At 71.6% G+C, this 13,391-nt stretch carries 17 protein-coding genes; 9 read left to right on the top strand and 8 right to left on the bottom strand.

All coding sequences use genetic code 11. From position 1 onward, the window contains the following. Nucleotides 1-1,006: serine/threonine-protein kinase (locus H0487_RS04535; protein WP_183093040.1), on the bottom strand; the 1,006-nt coding region annotated here is incomplete at its 3' end. A gap of 39 nt (nt 1,007-1,045) precedes the next feature. Between H0487_RS04535 and H0487_RS04530 the strand changes: the two genes are divergently transcribed. The 3 genes from H0487_RS04530 to H0487_RS23190 all read left to right on the top strand — a co-directional run bounded on the left by H0487_RS04530 (nt 1,046) and on the right by H0487_RS23190 (nt 1,885). After that, a complete protein-coding gene (locus H0487_RS04530) occupies nt 1,046-1,507 on the top strand; it encodes an acyl-CoA thioesterase (protein ID WP_183093039.1) in 462 nt (153 codons plus the stop codon). Nucleotides 1,508-1,518: 11 nt separating this feature from the next. Then, a complete protein-coding gene (locus H0487_RS23195) occupies nt 1,519-1,692 on the top strand; it encodes an SDR family NAD(P)-dependent oxidoreductase (protein WP_246382962.1) in 174 nt (57 codons plus the stop codon). Between the two features lie 82 nt (nt 1,693-1,774). After that, nucleotides 1,775-1,885 carry an SDR family oxidoreductase gene (locus tag H0487_RS23190; protein ID WP_246382961.1) on the top strand — a complete coding sequence of 37 codons (111 nt, stop codon included), beginning with the start codon at nt 1,775-1,777 and terminating at the stop codon, nt 1,883-1,885. Nucleotides 1,886-1,900: 15 nt separating this feature from the next. Here H0487_RS23190 and H0487_RS04520 read toward each other — a convergent pair whose 3' ends face one another. The 4 genes from H0487_RS04520 to H0487_RS04505 are packed head-to-tail and all read right to left on the bottom strand — an operon-like array spanning nt 1,901 to nt 6,506. Further along, nucleotides 1,901-2,884 (bottom strand): acyl-CoA dehydrogenase family protein, encoded by a 984-nt coding sequence (locus H0487_RS04520; protein ID WP_183093038.1) that lies wholly within the window; start codon nt 2,882-2,884, stop codon nt 1,901-1,903. A 1-nt stretch (nt 2,885) separates the two neighbouring features. Further along, nucleotides 2,886-3,827, bottom strand: a complete 942-nt coding sequence (locus H0487_RS04515; protein WP_183093037.1) for an acyl-CoA dehydrogenase family protein — start codon at nt 3,825-3,827, stop codon at nt 2,886-2,888. Next, nucleotides 3,824-4,972 (bottom strand): acyl-CoA dehydrogenase family protein, encoded by a 1,149-nt coding sequence (locus H0487_RS04510; protein WP_183093036.1) that lies wholly within the window; start codon nt 4,970-4,972, stop codon nt 3,824-3,826. The genes H0487_RS04515 and H0487_RS04510 overlap by 4 nt, the downstream gene beginning before the upstream one ends. Nucleotides 4,973-4,979: 7 nt before the next feature. Continuing rightward, the gene (locus H0487_RS04505; protein WP_183093035.1) at nt 4,980-6,506 is read right to left on the bottom strand and encodes a FadD3 family acyl-CoA ligase; all 1,527 of its coding nucleotides are present in this window, start codon (nt 6,504-6,506) and stop codon (nt 4,980-4,982) included. Between the two features lie 40 nt (nt 6,507-6,546). Here H0487_RS04505 and H0487_RS04500 point away from each other — a divergent pair, with 40 nt between their 5' ends. The 4 genes from H0487_RS04500 to H0487_RS04485 are packed head-to-tail and all read left to right on the top strand — an operon-like array spanning nt 6,547 to nt 10,290. Further along, nucleotides 6,547-7,755 carry an acyl-CoA dehydrogenase family protein gene (locus H0487_RS04500; protein WP_183093034.1) on the top strand — a complete coding sequence of 403 codons (1,209 nt, stop codon included), beginning with the start codon at nt 6,547-6,549 and terminating at the stop codon, nt 7,753-7,755. Further along, complete coding sequence (locus H0487_RS04495) at nt 7,756-8,559, top strand: SDR family oxidoreductase (RefSeq protein ID WP_246382960.1); 804 nt, start codon at nt 7,756-7,758, stop codon at nt 8,557-8,559. After that, entirely contained in the window at nt 8,537-9,130 is a 594-nt protein-coding gene (locus tag H0487_RS04490; RefSeq protein ID WP_183093033.1) for a TetR/AcrR family transcriptional regulator, read from the top strand. Before H0487_RS04495 ends, H0487_RS04490 begins: the two co-directional genes overlap by 23 nt. Further along, on the top strand, nt 9,127-10,290 hold the full coding sequence (locus tag H0487_RS04485; RefSeq protein ID WP_183093032.1) for an acetyl-CoA C-acetyltransferase: 1,164 nt from the start codon (nt 9,127-9,129) through the stop codon (nt 10,288-10,290). The genes H0487_RS04490 and H0487_RS04485 overlap by 4 nt, the downstream gene beginning before the upstream one ends. Before the next feature lie 9 nt (nt 10,291-10,299). Here H0487_RS04485 and H0487_RS04480 read toward each other — a convergent pair whose 3' ends face one another. Continuing rightward, nucleotides 10,300-11,019: a hypothetical protein gene (locus tag H0487_RS04480; protein WP_183093031.1), complete on the bottom strand. Its 720-nt coding sequence runs from the start codon at nt 11,017-11,019 to the stop codon at nt 10,300-10,302. 1 nt (nt 11,020) lies between these two features. Beyond that, the gene (locus tag H0487_RS04475; RefSeq protein WP_183093030.1) at nt 11,021-11,704 is read right to left on the bottom strand and encodes a hypothetical protein; all 684 of its coding nucleotides are present in this window, start codon (nt 11,702-11,704) and stop codon (nt 11,021-11,023) included. A 253-nt stretch (nt 11,705-11,957) separates the two neighbouring features. On the opposite strand from H0487_RS04475, the gene H0487_RS04470 reads away from it, so the two are divergent. Continuing rightward, on the top strand, nt 11,958-12,173 hold the full coding sequence (locus tag H0487_RS04470; RefSeq protein WP_183093029.1) for a hypothetical protein: 216 nt from the start codon (nt 11,958-11,960) through the stop codon (nt 12,171-12,173). A gap of 12 nt (nt 12,174-12,185) precedes the next feature. Next, entirely contained in the window at nt 12,186-13,016 is an 831-nt protein-coding gene (locus H0487_RS04465; RefSeq protein ID WP_183093028.1) for a hypothetical protein, read from the top strand. On the opposite strand, the gene H0487_RS04460 is transcribed toward H0487_RS04465, so the two are convergent. Next, complete coding sequence (locus H0487_RS04460) at nt 13,003-13,356, bottom strand: hypothetical protein (RefSeq protein ID WP_183093027.1); 354 nt, start codon at nt 13,354-13,356, stop codon at nt 13,003-13,005. The genes H0487_RS04465 and H0487_RS04460 overlap by 14 nt on opposite strands. Between the last annotated feature and the right edge of the window lie 35 nt (nt 13,357-13,391).

Below are 13,391 nucleotides of genomic sequence, written 5' to 3'. Positions count from 1 at the left end.
CCGCGGCGCCCGCCGCGCCCGCCACGGCGAACCGGCGGGACCACGGCCAGGGTGTCCGCAGGCGCGACACCTTCGGCAGGCTCGCTGTGCGCGTCGCTGGCGGAGCCACCGGGGCGGGGAACGCCGGTTGTCCGGCCCCGCCCAGTGCGCCGAGCCGTGCCGCCGCCTCGGCCGCAGCGGGGCGCTCGGCCGGGTCGGTCGCCGTCATCGCGTCGAGGAGTCGGACCCAGCCGCTGCCCAGCGAGACGGGGATGAGCGGGCGCCGGTGGAGCCGGGCCATCGCGGCCTCGACGGGCGTCCCGTCGTACGCGCGCCGACCGGTCAGGGCCTCGAGCAGCACCAGCCCGAGCGCATAGACGTCACTGGCTCCGGTGACGGTGCCGCCGGAGACCTGCTCGGGGGAGAGGTACAGCGCGGTGCCGATGGTGTGCCCGGTGCCCGTGAGCCCCGCGGCGTCACCGATGGCACGCGCGATGCCGAAGTCGGCCAGCTTCGGCTGACCGGTGCTCGTGAGCAGGATGTTGGCCGGCTTGACGTCGCGGTGGACGATGCCGCTCGCATGGACATGGGCGAGCGCCCCCGCGATGCCGGCCCCGATCAGGGCCACCTCGCCGGGCGCCATCGGGCCCCCGTCGAGTCGACCGGAGAGCGACGGCCCGTCCACCAGCTCCATCACGAGCCAGCGGACGCGCGCCGGGCTGCCCTCGCCGGTGCCGTCCGCCGGGGAGCGGTCGAGCCCCGCGTCGAGGAGGGTCACGAGGCCGGGGTGGTTGAGACCGGCGAGCAGCCGCATCTCCGAGGCGAAGCGCTGGTGGTCCACGTCGCTGCCGAGCGCGGGGTGCATGATCTTGATCGCGACGTCCCGGTCCAGCTGGCGGTCGTAGCCGCGGTGGACCTCAGCCATCCCGCCCCGGCCGATGAGACCGCGCAGCTCGTAGCGGCCGCCCAGGATCTGCGTGCTGATGGTGGTGCTCCTCGGTCCGGACCGGATCGTCCGGTCGCCCACGGGACGGTACCCCGTCGTCCGGGTCGCTAACCTGCCGCCATGAGTGACGACGCCCACGTGGCCGACCTGTTGGCCGACTACCCGGTGGTGGTGGAGATCCCGGTGGCCTGGGGTGACATGGACGCCATGGGTCACGTCAACAACACCGTGTACTTCCGGTACTTCGAGACCGCGCGGATCCGGTGCTTCGAGGCACTTTCGGACGGCGCGGCGGGAGACCCCTCCGCCGAGGGCTCCGGCGTCGGCCCGATCGTCCACACGGCGAGCTGTCGTTTCCGGATCCCGCTCACCTATCCCGACACCGTCACCGTCGGCGTCCGCATCGGCGAGATCTCCGAGGACCGCTACGTGATGCACTCCCGCGCCGTCAGCCACCGCCACGGCGCCGTCGCCGCCGAGGGCGAGACGCTCGTCGTCGCGTTCGACTACGCCACCGGCACCAAGACGCCCATCCCCGACGGGCTCCGCACGCAGCTCCTGGGGCTGCGCGGCGGTGTGTGAGGACGGGTCGCATGGGAGGGACCTCGCGACCGCTGACGCTGGTGACGGGCGGTACCCGCGGCATCGGTCGGGCGACGGCGATGCGGCTCGCGGCAGACGGTCACGACCTGGTGCTCGGCTACGCGCGTGACGCGGCGGCTGCAGCGGAGACCAGTGCGGCCGTCGCTGAGCGGGGTGTGCGGTGAGTGACGGTCCGGGCTGACGTCACCGATCCCGCCGAGGTCGAGTGAGCCCGGTCGGACGGAACGGGTCGGCCCGCTGGTGCCGATGGGTCGGGTCGGCGAGCCGGAGGAGGTCGCCGAGGCGATCGCCTGGGCGCTCAGCGAACAGGCGTCCTACGTCACCGGAACCACGATCCGGGTCGCCGGTGGCCGATGATCGGCGAACGCCGACTCAGAGGTCGAGGAGCGCCCGCTGCTGGTGGGGTGCGCCGAAGAGCCGGCCGAGCGCGTGGGCGCGCTTGAAGAGCAGGTGGGCGTCGTGCTCCCAGGTGATGGCGATGCCGCCGTGGAGCTGGATGCACTCGCCGGCGAGGTGGGCGGCCGCCTCCAGGCAGTACGACGACGCGGTGCGGACGAGCTGCTCGGCGTCGGCGCCGTCGGTGGCGAGCGCGTAGGACGCCGCCCAGGAGGCGGAGCGACCGATCTCGAGCTGCGCCAGCATGTCGGCCATGCGGTGCTTGAGGGCCTGGAACGAGCCGATCGGGCGGCCGAACTGGACCCGTTCCTTGCTGTAGTCGACGGTCATCTGCAGCGCGCGGGCGGAGAGCCCCACGGCGAGGGCAGCCACTGCGGCCGGCCCGACGAGCGCGACCCGCGCGCGGGCGGCGGCACCGTCACCGATCACGGTGGTCGAGGCGGACGTGCGGTCGAGGACGGCCAGCCGGATCGTCTGGTCCATCGACTCGGTCCAGGTCGCGCTCGCTCCGGTGACCTCCACGAGGGAGTCGCCGTCGATGGCGATCACGATCGCCGCGTGGTCGGCATCGAGCACCGGGCCGTCACCGTCGACGAGGGTCGCGACCTCACCGGCGGCGATCCGGGGGAGCAGGCGGGCCTTCGCGTCGTCGGTCCCGCCGGCCATCAGCGCCTCGGCGGCGAGGACCGAGGCGAGGAGGGGAGCAGGCGCCAGCGCGCGGCCGAGCTCCTCGAGGACGACGGCAGTCTCGAAGAAGGTTGCGCCGAAGCCGTCGTGCTCCTCGGGGATCGCGAGGGCGGCGACGCCGACCTGCTCGCAGAGGGTCGACCACAGGGCGGCGTCGTACCCGGTCTCGGACGAGCTGGCCGCGCGTACCGCCGCGGAGTCGGCCTGCTTGGCCAGCACTGCCCGGACGGTCGTGGCGAGCTCGGTCTGCTCCTCGCTGAGCGCGAACTCCATGTCAGGCCCCGACCAGCGACTGGAGGATCCGGGCCCGGTGGAAGGCAGGCGTGCCCCACGCGGTGACGAGCGCTCGGATCTTGGTGATCCAGATGCTGAGGTCGAACTCCTGGGTGTAGCCGATCGCGCCGTGGACCTGCAGCGCCGTGCGCGACGCGAGGTACGCCGCGTCGCCGGCCATGACCTTGGCTGCCGACACCGCGCGCGGGGTGGGCTCGACGGCTGCCCCCAGCACGAGGGGTCGCGCGAAGTCGAGGGCGATCCGGACGTCGGCCAGCTGGTGCTTGATCGCCTGGTAGGAGCCGATCTCGCGTCCGAACTGACGACGCTGCTTCGCATAGGTGACAGCCTCGGCGAGAACCCGCTCGCCTGCGCCGAGCAGCTGCGCGGCCGTCGCGAGCGCCGCGAGGTCGAACGCCTCCGCGGCCCGGTCGGCGGTGTCGTGGACGCCGCCGGCCTCGACGCGGAACAGGTGGCGTGCCAGGTCGACGGAGCCGACCTGCTCGCCGACCGTGGCGGTCCGGACCCCGTCGGACGCCGCGACGTACACCTGCGCGGCCACGTCGGCGTCGAGGGCGTACGGCGTGTGCGGCGGCACAGCGACCGTCGCGACCGCGCCCTCGGCGATCGCCTCACGAGCAGCGCCGGCGAGCTCGGTGGCGAGGTAGGCGGCGGTCTCGACCCACGGGCCCGGGACGGCGTGCCGGCCGAGGGCCTCGAACGCCACGACCAGCTCGACCGGGGTGGCGTCCATGCCGCCGGCCTCCTCGGGCACGAGCAGCGCGGTGACGCCCTGCTCGGCGAGGCGGCTCCAGAGCGCGAGACCGGGGCCGGTGTCGCCCTCGGCCCAGGCGCGGGCCACGGCGACCGTGTCGGCGGAGACGAGCAGCTTGTCGAGGGCGTCCCCGAACGCGCGCTGCTCGTCGGTGAGCTCGAAGTTCATCGCTGGGCTCCCTTGGGCTCGCGAGGCAGGCCGAGGATGCGCTCGGCGATGATGTTGCGCTGGATCTCGTTGGTGCCGGCGTAGATCGGGCCCGACAGGGCGAACGTGTAGCCGTCGAGCCAGCGCGACTCGACCTCGGCCTCGGGGCCGAGCAGGTCGAGGGCGGTCTCGTGGAGCGCGATGTCGAGCTCGCTCCACCAGACCTTGTTGACGGAGCCGGCCGCACCCATCTCGCCACCGTCGGCGAGCCGGGTCACGGTCCCCCAGGTGTAGAGGCGGTAGGCCTCGGCCTTGATCCACGCGTCGACGACGGCGTCGCCCATCCGGACGTCGGGGCGCTCGCGGTAGAGGTCGACGAGGCGGTCGGCGGCGGCGCAGAAGCGGCCGGGGGAGCGCAGCGAGAGTCCTCGCTCGTTGCCCGCGGTGCTCATCGCGACCCGCCAGCCGTCGCCGGGCGCACCGAGCACGTCGGAGTCGGGCACGAAGACGTCGTCGTAGAAGACCTCGGCGAATCCGGCCTCGCCGTCGAGCTGGGCGATCGGGCGGACCGTGATGCCCTCGGCGTCCATCGGGAACAGGAAGTAGGTCAGCCCGGCGTGCTTCTGGGCGCTGGGGTCGCTCCGGAAGAGCCCGAAGCCCCAGTGGGCGTAGGAGGCGCGGGAGCACCAGATCTTCTGGCCGTTGAGCACCCAGCCGCCGCGCTCGTCGTCGCGGCGCGCGGTGGACTTCAGCGACGCCAGGTCGGAGCCCGCCTCGGGCTCGGACCAGCACTGCGCCCAGATCTTCTCCCCGGAGGCCATCGTCGGCAGGAACCGGTCCTGCTGCTCCTGGGTGCCGTGGTCGAAGATGATCGGCGCGAGCAGGAAGATCCCGTTCTGGGAGACCCGGCCGGGGGCGCCGGCGCGGTAGTACTCCTCCTCGAAGATCACCCACTCGACGAGGGAGGCCTCGCGGCCGTGGTAGCTCTTCGGCCACGACACGACCGACCAGCGGTCGGCGGTGAGCCTGGCCTCCCACTCCTGGTGGAGGCGCCAGCCCTCCTCGGTGTCCATCGAGGGCAGCGGCTCGTTCGGGACGTTGGCGGCCAGCCAGGCGCGGGCCTCGGCCTGGAAGGCGAGCTCGCTCTCGGTCAGTTGCAGATCCACGGTTGACTCAGTTCCTCAGCTCGTTCTTCAGGACCTTGCCGGAGAGGTTCCGGGGGAGGACGTCGATGCGCTCGACCAGGCGCGGGGCCTTGAAGTTGGCCAGCCGCTCCTTGGCGAACGCGATGACGTCCTCGGCGGTGAGGTCGACGCCCTCGGCCAGGACCACGTAGGCCTTGCCGATCTCGCCCATCCGCTCGTCGGGCACGCCGACCACGGCGACGTCGTTGATGCCGTCCATCCGGAGCAGGGCCTGCTCGACCTCGGCGGGATAGACGTTGAAGCCGCCGGAGATGTACATGTCCTTGAGGCGGTCGGTGATCCGGAGGTTGCCGTGCTCGTCGAGGGTGCCGACGTCGCCAGTGTGCAGCCAGCCGTCCTCGTCGATCGCCTCGGCCGTGGCGGCCGGGTCGTCGAGGTAGCCCAGCATCACGTTGTCGCCCCTGACGAGCAGCTCGCCCTCCTCGCCGGCGGGTGCGTCGATCCGCGTCTCCATGCCGGGGACGGCGCGGCCGCAGGTGGTGGCGACGGTCTCGGCCGAGTCGTCCTCGCGGCACATCGTCACGACGACGGCCTCGGTCATGCCGAACGCGGTGACGACGTGCTCGATCGCCAGGCCCTCGGGGGCGGCGGCCCGCATCCGCTCGATGAGCACCACGGGTACGACGGCGGCCCCCGTCACGGCCAGCCGGACCGAGGAGAGGTCGTGGTCGCTGCGTCCGGGGGCGGCGAGCAGCGACTGGAAGATCGTGGGTGCACCGGGGAGCAGCGTGATCCGCTCGTTCTCGATGATCCGCATGGTCTCGTCGAGGTCGAACGTCGCGACGGGGTACAGGGTGGCGCCGGTGAGCAGGCCGACGATGATCCCGATCTTGTAGCCGAAGGAGTGGAAGAACGGGTTGATCACCAGGTAGCGGTCGTCCGCGGTGACGCCACCGAGGTCGGCCCAGGCCCGGGCGACGCCGATGCTCTGCCGATGGGCGCTCATCGCGCCCTTGGGCCGGCCGGTGGTGCCGGAGGTGAAGAGGATGTCGGCGACGTCGTCGGGGGAGACCGCGTCGGCGCGTGCCTCGACCTCCTCCGCCGTCGCCTCGCGGACGTGGCGCTCCTCGCCGCGGTGGTCCAGCGTGAGGTCCGCGAGGTTGCCGAGCACCCGGACCGACACGATCTCGCTGGCGGCGCGGAGCTCCTCGAACTGCTGCCGCCCGAGGAACCCGTCGGCGACCATCACGGTCGTGGCGCCGGTGCGGTCGACGAGCTCGGCGACCTCGTGGCCGGTGTAGCGGGAGTTGGCGGGGATCAGGGTCGCTCCGGCGTACGTCGTCGCGAGGGCGGCGAGCACCCACTCGATGCTGTTGGGGCCCCACACGACGACCCGCTCGCCAGCGGCCAGGCCGTGGCCGACGTAGCGGCGCGCCAGCTCGCGGACCTCGGTGAGCAGGCCGGCGTAGCTGAGGGTGCGCCCGTCCTGGACGTAGGCGGGGTGGTCGCCGTACCGCTCCGCGGCAGCGCGCAGGATCGCCGGAATCGTGTCCACGAGAACACCCTACCAAGCATTTGCTTGGTATGGTGACGTCATGGACCTGACCGAGAGCCCCGAGGACCTCGCCTTCCGCGAGGAGGTGCGCACCTGGCTGGGCGAGCACCTGGTCGGCGAGTGGCGCGACCTGCAGGGCCTGGGCGGCCCCGGCCGCGACCACGAGGCCTTCGAGGAGCGGCGCGCCTGGAACCAGCTGCTCGCCGAGCATCGCTGGACCTGCGTCGGCTGGCCCGAGGAGCACGGCGGCCGCGGCCTGTCGCTGTGGCAGCAGGTGATCTTCCACGAGGAGTACGCGCGCGCCGACGCGCCCCACGACATCAACCACCTCGGCGAGACGCTGCTCGGGCCCACCCTGATCGCGTTCGGCAGCGACGAGCAGAAGCAGCGCTTCCTGCCGCCGATCCGCGAGGTGACCGAGCTGTGGGCGCAGGGCTACTCCGAGCCCAACGCCGGCTCCGACCTGGCCAACGTCCAGACCAAGGCCCGCCTCGACGACTCGACCGGCGAGTGGGTCATCGACGGGCAGAAGGTGTGGACGTCCAACGCCCACCTGTCCGACTGGTGCTTCGTGATCGCGCGCACGGAGGCCGGATCGCAGCGCCACCACGGGCTCTCCTTCCTCCTCGTCCCGCTGGACCAGGAGGGAGTCGAGATCCGGCCCATCGAGCAGCTCACCAGCGGCTCGGAGTTCAACGAGGTCTTCTTCACCGGCGCCCGGACCGCCGGCGACCTGGTCGTCGGCGAGCCCGGCAAGGGCTGGGGGGTCGCGATGGGCCTCCTCGGCTTCGAGCGCGGCGTCTCCACGCTCGGCCAGACCGTCGGCTTCGCCCGCGAGCTCGACACGGTGATCGCCCGGGCCAAGGCCAACGGCTCGATCGACGACCCGGTGGTCCGCGACCGGCTCGCGCAGCTCAAGGTCGAGCTCAGCGCGACCCGCAGCTTCGCGCTGCGCGCGCTCGCGCTCGTCGAGGGCGGCCAGGACTCCGCCGCAGGAGGCGGAGCAGGCTCGATCTTCAAGCTGGCCTGGGCCAACTGGCACCGCAAGCTCGGCGAGGTGGCGATGGACGTCGCCGGTGCCGAGGGCCTGCTCACCCGAGGGACCAGCACCCCCTACGAGCTCGACGAGCACCAGCGACTCTTCCTCTTCTCCCGCTCCGACACGATCTACGGCGGCAGCGACGAGGTCCAGAAGAACATCCTCGCCGAGCGCGTGCTCGGCTTGCCGCGTGAACCCAAGGGAGCCTGAATGACCACGATGCGCGCTGAGCAGCCGACCCCCGACTACGTGCCGGGCCACGGCCTGCTCAAGGACAAGGTCGTCGTCGTGACCGCCGCGGCGGGCGCCGGCATCGGCGCCTCCGTCGTACGACGTGTGCTCGAGGAGGGCGCCAAGGCGGTCGTGTTCAGCGACACCCACGCACGCCGGCTCGCCGAGGCCGAGGAGGCGCTGGGTGCGGAGTTCGGCGCGGACCGGGTGCGGCAGCTGGTCTGTGACGTGACCGACGAAGCGCAGGTCGGCGCGCTGCTCGACGCCGCGGAGGAGTTCGGAGGCGTCGACGTCATGATCAACAACGCCGGTCTGGGTGGCACCGCCAGCATCCTCGACATGACCGACGAGGAGTGGTCCAAGGTCCTCGACATCAGCCTGACCGGCACGTTCCGCTGCGTGCGTGCCGCCGGCCAGCGGATGGTGGCCGCGGGGAAGAAGGGCGTCATCATCAACAACGCGTCGGTGCTCGGCTGGCGTGCCCAGGAGGGCCAGGCGCACTACGCCGCGGCCAAGGCCGGTGTGATGGCATTGACCCGCTGCTCCGCGATCGACCTCGCGCCCCACGGGATCCGGGTCAACGCCGTGGCCCCGAGCTTCGCGACCCACCCGTTCCTGGAGAAGGTGACCTCCCCCGAGCTCCTCGACGAGCTCAAGCAGCGAGAGGCGTTCGGTCGCGGAGCCGCGCCGTGGGAGGTTGCGAACGTGATGGTGTTCCTCGCGAGCGGCTACTCGTCGTACCTGACCGGTGAGGTGATCAGTGTCAGCAGCCAGCACGCCTGAGCCCAGCCGTCGCGACGAGCTGCTCGCGATCGCGGCCCGGCTGTTCGCCGAGAAGGGCTTCAAGAACACGACCGTCCGCGACATCGCGGACGCGGCCGGCATCCTGTCCGGCAGCCTCTATCACCACTTCGACTCCAAGGAGTCGATGGTCGACGAGATCCTCATCCCGTTCCAGGACCGTCTCTTCGGTCAGTACGACGAGATCCTGGCGAGCGACGACGACGCCCGGACGAAGCTCGAGCGGGCGGTCCGGGTGTCGTTCGAGGCGATCGAGCAGCACGGCCCCGAGGTCGCGATCTTCCAGAACGACGCCGACTACCTCGGCACGTTCGAGCGGTTCGGCTACCTCGCCGACCGCAACACCCAGTCCCGGCAGGTGTGGGTCACCCTGATCGAGGAGGGTGTGCGCACCGGCGTGCTCCGCCCGGACCTCGACGTGACCCTGACCTACCGCTTCATCCGCGACACCGTGTGGGTGGCCGTCCGCTGGTACCAGCCCGGCAAGGGCCACACGCACACCGAGGTCGCCGACCAGTACGTCCGCATTCTCCTCGATGGGATCTCCTCATGACCGAAGCATTCATCGTCGACGCCGTCCGCACCCCGGTCGGCAAGCGCCGCGGCTCGCTGGCCTCGATGCACTCCGCCGACCTCGGCGCGCACGTCCTCTCCGCGCTGATGGACCGCACGGGCGTCGACCCGGGCGCCGTCGACGACGTGATCATGGGCTGCTGCGACACCATCGGCTCGCAGGCCGGCGACGTCGCGCGCACCGCGTGGCTGGTGGCGGGTCTGCCCGACCACGTCCCCGGGGTCACCATCGACCGTCAGTGCGGCTCCTCGCAGCAGGCGGTGCACTTCGCCGCCCAGGGCGTCATGTCCGGCACCCAGGACCTCGTCGTCGCCGGCGGTCTGCAGAACATGTCGGCCATCCCGATCTCGGCGGCCATGCTCGTGGCCGACCAGTACGGCTTCACCACGCCGTTCGCCGAGTCGCCCGGATGGGTGAAGCGGTACGGCGACGTGGAGGTCTCGCAGTTCAACTCTGCGGAGATGATCGCGGAGAAGTGGGACATCAGCCGGGAGCGGATGGAGGAGTTCGCGCTGGCGTCCCACACCCGTGCCAAGGCGGCCATCGCCGAGGGTCGGTTCGACAACGAGATCGCCCCGGTGACCCTGGCCGACGGCACCGTCTTCACCACCGACGAGTGCCCGCGCGAGACCTCGCTGGAGAAGATGGCCGAGCTGCAGACGCTCGCTCCGGGTGGCCGGATCACCGCCGGTGTCGCCTCGCAGATCTGCGACGGCTCCTCGGCGATGCTGATCGCCTCGGAGGCGGCTGTGAAGACCCACGGGCTCACCCCACGTGCTCGGATCCACCACCTCTCGGTGCGCGGCGACGACCCGATCTGGATGCTGACGGGCCCGATCCGGGCCACCCGCCACGCGCTGGAGAAGACCGGAATGTCGGTCGACGACATCGACCTGTTCGAGTGCAACGAGGCGTTCGCGTCGGTCGTCCTCGCCTGGTCCGACGAGCTCGGCATCCCGCTGGACAAGGTGAACGTCAACGGCGGCGGTATCGCACTGGGCCACCCCATCGGTGCGACCGGCACCCGGATCATGGCGACGATGCTCAACGAGCTCGAGCGCACCGGTGGCCGTTACGCCCTGCAGACCATGTGCGAAGGCGGCGGCCAGGCCAACGTGACGATCATCGAGCGCCTCTGAGCCGCAGAATCACCGCGCCGACAGGCCGACGACGGAGATGTCGACGGACGCGGTGACCTTGCCGTAGGTGCCGTCCAACGATCGTCCGGGGGCGTTCAGCTTGCACTGCACGCCGACCACCTGGCGGCCGGCCGGGTAGACGTCGGACACCGCCGTCAACGTCGCGTTCTGCCCGGCGCCCTCGACGGCGTCGAAGAGCGGGGTGACCTCGCCCTCGTCGTCGTACTTGAAGACGGTCGTGGACGCGTCGATCGCCGCGCCGTTGACCTGCAGGCGGCACGACCCCTCGACGTACTGGACGAAGTAGGAGGTGTACGTGTTCACGGCAGCGATGATCAGCAGTCGCCCGGGCTTGACGAGGTCGATCGTCGTGGAGCCGCAGCCGAGGTAGAGGGGAGATTCCCCGCACGAGCTGGGACGGCCCGCCCGGCCGGTGCCGGCCTGGCCGGCCTCGGGGACGACGTCGAGGCTCGACTCGCTGACCTGGCCGGTGCCCAGGGCGTCCCTCGCCAGGTCGGCGGCCGCGACGGAGCGGACGTCCCGCCCGGTGAGGGAGCCGTCGGCCACGTCGGCGGAGCTGACCTGGCCGTCGACGATGTCGTCGCTGAAGACCGTGTCGACGCCGTCCAGGGCGTAGGCGCTGCCCGCGCTCAGGAGCAGGAAGAGGGTCAGGAAGGCCGCCCACTGGGTGCCGAGCAGGCGGCCGAGCCGCCGGAGGGTCGCTCTCATGTCACTGCCCCGAGAGGGTGACGGTGGAGATGCGGGCCAACGGATAGGTGGTCGCACCGGTCTGGTCGAAGCAGTCGATGGCGACCGCGCGGGTGCCGGCGGGCAGGACGTTGGTCACCGCGGTCATCGTGATGTGGTTCCGGCCCTCCTCGACGTCCTCCTCGTCCCAGTTCACGTAGGTGACGGAGGCGTCGATCACCGCAGTGCCGTCGTGCAGCCGGCAGCCGCCGTCACCCCACTCGTTCGCCGACTCCACCATCGCCGTCACCTGGCCGATGATCAGGACGCGTCCCGGCCGGTCCAGGGTCAGGACGACGGTCGAGCACCGCAGCCAGGTGGTCGACTCGGGGTTGCAGGCACCGTCATAGCCGTACCGGCCGGTGCCGCCCTGCGCCGCGAGCGGCACGGTGGACAGCGACGACTCGTTGACCCGGATGCCGGTGACCGAGTCGCTGGCGAAGTCCGCGCCGCTGAGGGAGCCGTTGAGGACGTCGATCCCGCGCAGGGCGCGGAAGGTGTCGTCGTCGGCGACGTCCGCGCTGCTGACCTGGCCGTCGACGATGTCGTCGCTGAAGACGGTGTTGGACTCGGCCAGCGCGTAGGCCGTGCCGCTGGTGAGGACGAGGAACAGGGCCAGGAGGCCCGCCCATTGCTGTGCCAAGGACCTGCCGAGATTCGTGAGCATCGTTTCCTCCGAGAGTGCTGGGGTCTTCGATCTGAGCCTCGGCCGGTCCGCAGCGCCCGGCCAGTCCACGATCGTGACCTCGCTGGTCCTGGTTCTGGACCGACGCCGAGGGCGTGGTGGCGATCATCGAAGGACTCTGACCCCATCGGACTACGCCGGATTGTCTGACAACAGGTTCTTTTCGCGCCCTCGCGTGCCGATAGTGGAAGGCACAGCCATCGTCGATCTCTCGACGACCGGAGAGGGGGCAGCCATGAGCAACCACGCCAACATCCACAAGGTCCACCGCGACCTTCCGATCGTGCTCGTCGGCAGCTTCGCCGTCGGTTACGTCGCCGGGAAGTCGTTCGCGGTCGTCTACCTCACCGGGCAGACGACCAAGAAGGGCGTCGAGCGGGTCGCGGACGGCGCCGCCGCCCTGGTCGCGCGCCGGATCCACTGGAGCCAGCCGGTCAAGCACGCGGCCTGACAGGATCGGGGCGTGCCCTGGTCCGTCACCGCCGATGTCGCTGAGCTGCTCGGTGCCGCGGGTGAGTTCCTGGGGTCCGAGCCGGTCCTGCACTCGCCCTTGCTGACCGAGGCCGACCACCTGTCGCGGCGGCCAGACCCGCCCGCGGACCAGGCCCACGGGTGGTGGACCGACGACGCCGGGGTCGTGCGGGGCGCGTTCGTGCGCGCACCTCGGCACCCGACGCTGCTGGCACCGATGCCGCCCGAGGCGGTCGAAACCCTCGTCGAGCTCCTCGGTCCCCTCGGGCCGGAGGTCGGGATCGGCTGCGACATCACCACCGCGGACGACGTGATCGGCGCCTTCGAGCGGACCGGCGTACTGCTGCGGCCGCGAGGTCGGTTCGTCCTCCACCGGCTCGACGCCGTACGACCCTCGGCGGTGCTGCCCGGCGTGGCCCGGGCCGCCGGACCGGACGACCACGCGCTGGTCGACGGGTGGTTCGACCTGCTCCTGGAAGCGCACCCGGGCGACCCGAGTGACCGGTCCTACGTCGTCGACGACCCGCTCGCCGACGGCCGGATCACGCTGTGGGAGGTCGACGGCGAACCGGTGGCGATGGCGGGCCGGACCCCGACGCTCGCGGGGATGACCCGGATCAGCGCGGTCTTCGCACCGTCCGGCGACGAGCGAGCCGAGGCCGCCGTCCTCGCCGCGGCGACCAACGCCGCTGCGGAGGTCGCCGACGACGTGGTCGTGCTGGCGGCGACGGGGGACCGCGACGGGATCGCCCGGTTGGCCGCGCTGGGCTACCGAGCGGTGCGCGAACGGGTGCTGCTCGCGCGCGCCACTAGCGGAGGATGACCCACCAGACGCCGAGCGCGACGGGGACCAGCCCGGTCAGCATCCACCAGGTGGGGATCGGCTTGCGGTTGATACCGCGGACGGCCGCGACGCCGACGACGTGGAACGCCGAGCCGAGCAGGATCAGCCCGAGCTGGGCACCGCGCTTGTCGTCGCTGATGGCGTCGGCCGCGAGGATCAGGCCGATGGTCAGGTGGATGAGCGTGGTGATGATGAGGACCGACACCACGCGGCGCTGCACGCGGTGGAGCCGCTCGAGGTCCTTCGGGTCGGCGACCTTGCGCGGCGCGTCGGGGTCCATCAGGTGCCGTCGACGGGGCGCGGAGGACTGCTGGCTCACGCTCGCCAGGCTAGTCCGCCGATAATCCGGTGGCG

Origin of the sequence: Nocardioides stalactiti, assembly GCF_014180715.1 — a bacterium.
Classification (GTDB): Bacteria; Actinomycetota; Actinomycetes; order Propionibacteriales; family Nocardioidaceae; genus Nocardioides; species Nocardioides stalactiti.
The sequence above is the reverse complement of the archived record's forward strand: the minus strand, read 5'-3'. Positions and strand labels throughout refer to the sequence as shown.

Bases quoted from the DNA above. Each gene is read 5' to 3' on its own strand.
- H0487_RS04530 (WP_183093039.1), top strand. From the start codon at position 1,046: ATGAGTGACGACGCCCACGTGGCCGACCTGTTGGCCGACTACCCGGTG.
- H0487_RS23195 (WP_246382962.1), top strand. From the start codon at position 1,519: ATGGGAGGGACCTCGCGACCGCTGACGCTGGTGACGGGCGGTACCCGC.
- H0487_RS23190 (WP_246382961.1), top strand. From the start codon at position 1,775: ATGGGTCGGGTCGGCGAGCCGGAGGAGGTCGCCGAGGCGATCGCCTGG.
- H0487_RS04520 (WP_183093038.1), bottom strand. From the start codon at position 2,884: ATGGAGTTCGCGCTCAGCGAGGAGCAGACCGAGCTCGCCACGACCGTC.
- H0487_RS04515 (WP_183093037.1), bottom strand. From the start codon at position 3,827: ATGAACTTCGAGCTCACCGACGAGCAGCGCGCGTTCGGGGACGCCCTC.
- H0487_RS04500 (WP_183093034.1), top strand. From the start codon at position 6,547: ATGGACCTGACCGAGAGCCCCGAGGACCTCGCCTTCCGCGAGGAGGTG.
- H0487_RS04495 (WP_246382960.1), top strand. From the start codon at position 7,756: ATGACCACGATGCGCGCTGAGCAGCCGACCCCCGACTACGTGCCGGGC.
- H0487_RS04485 (WP_183093032.1), top strand. From the start codon at position 9,127: ATGACCGAAGCATTCATCGTCGACGCCGTCCGCACCCCGGTCGGCAAG.
- H0487_RS04480 (WP_183093031.1), bottom strand. From the start codon at position 11,019: ATGAGAGCGACCCTCCGGCGGCTCGGCCGCCTGCTCGGCACCCAGTGG.
- H0487_RS04475 (WP_183093030.1), bottom strand. From the start codon at position 11,704: ATGCTCACGAATCTCGGCAGGTCCTTGGCACAGCAATGGGCGGGCCTC.
- H0487_RS04470 (WP_183093029.1), top strand. From the start codon at position 11,958: ATGAGCAACCACGCCAACATCCACAAGGTCCACCGCGACCTTCCGATC.